At 75.2% G+C, this 1291-nt stretch carries 1 protein-coding gene; it reads right to left on the reverse strand.

What is annotated here, in order from left to right:
- The coding region (locus tag D183_RS25005; protein WP_039728123.1) for a hypothetical protein at positions 1 to 1291 on the reverse strand (1291 nt) is incomplete at both ends.

Below are 1291 nucleotides of genomic sequence, written 5' to 3' on the forward strand. Positions count from 1 at the left end.
CCAGCGCATCGGCGCCGGCGGCGGTGGCCTGCTGGCCCTGCGCCAGCGCGGTGCCGTCGCCGCTGCCGGCGAACAGCCGCGCGGTGCCGTCGGCCACCTGCTTGACCGCGTCGAGCTGGTCCAGGTTCACCGCATCGGTGCCTTCGGTGCCGGCGGCGACGTTGGCGATCTGCCGCTCCTTGCCGGCACTGCCCACCGACACCGTGTCGGCGCGATCGGCGACCGATCCCTGGCCGAGCGCGACGCTGCCGCTGGCCGCGGCCTTGGCGCCATAGCCCAGCGCGGTGGAATCGTCGGCCTGCGCCCACGACGCGGCGCCGAACGCGGCGCTGGACGCGCCATCGGCCGAACTGAGCCAGCCGACCGAGGTGGAGAACGCACCGTTGGCCCAGGCGCCGGCGCCGAATGCGCTGCCGCCCTCGCCCTGCGCCTCGGTGGTGAACAGGCCGAGCACGCTGCCGCCGACCGCGGTGCTGGACGCCCCGCTGGCCAGACTCGAATAGCCCAGCGCCACGGCATTGCCGCCGCTGGCGTTGGCACCGTAGCCGACCGCGGAAGCGAAATCGCCGCCGGCCTGGCTGAAGCCGCCGTTGGCGGTCGCGGCCAGCCCGGTGGCGGCAGCGGAGAAACCGGTGGCGGTGCTCTGCAGGCCGTCGGCGCGTGCCGCCGTGCCCAGTGCGGTGGAGAACGCGCCATTGGCCTGCGCGCCGGCGCCGAACGCGCTGGCGCCCTGCTCGGCCGCGGTGGTGGTGCCTTCCAGCAACACCTCGCCGTTCTCGTCGACGATCGACAACGCGCCGCCGACCGCCGTTGCCGAGGCGCCGACGGCGGTGGCGTTGCTGCCGACCGCGGTGGCGTTGCCGCCGAGCGTGGTGGCGCCGCTGCCCAGTGCGCTGGCGCCGTTGCCGATGGCGTTGGCGCCTTCGCCGGCGGCGATCGCATTGGCGCCCTCGACGTAGGCGCCGGCATCGCTGGCGTCGCTGCCGCTGGACTGGAAATACTTGGCGGTGGTGTCGGCGGTCTGCCTGACCGCGTCGAGCTGGGCCACGTTGACCGCATCGGTGGCCTCGGTGCCGGCGGCCACGTGGGTGATCTGGCGCTCGCCGCCGGCCTTGCCGACCGAGACGCTGTCGTCGCGGTCGGCCACCGCGTCGGCGCCTAGCGCCACGCTGTTGCGGCCCTGCGCGACCGCGCTGTTGCCCAGCGCGGTGCTGTTGAAGCCGCTGGCGCTGGAGAAGCCGCCGACCGCGGTGGCGTATTCGCCGGTCGCGTCGGCCGCCACGCCGACCGC

The sequence above is a fragment of the Xanthomonas sp. SHU 199 genome, from assembly GCF_000364665.1.
GTDB classification, from domain to species: Bacteria; Pseudomonadota; Gammaproteobacteria; order Xanthomonadales; family Xanthomonadaceae; genus Xanthomonas_A; species Xanthomonas_A sontii.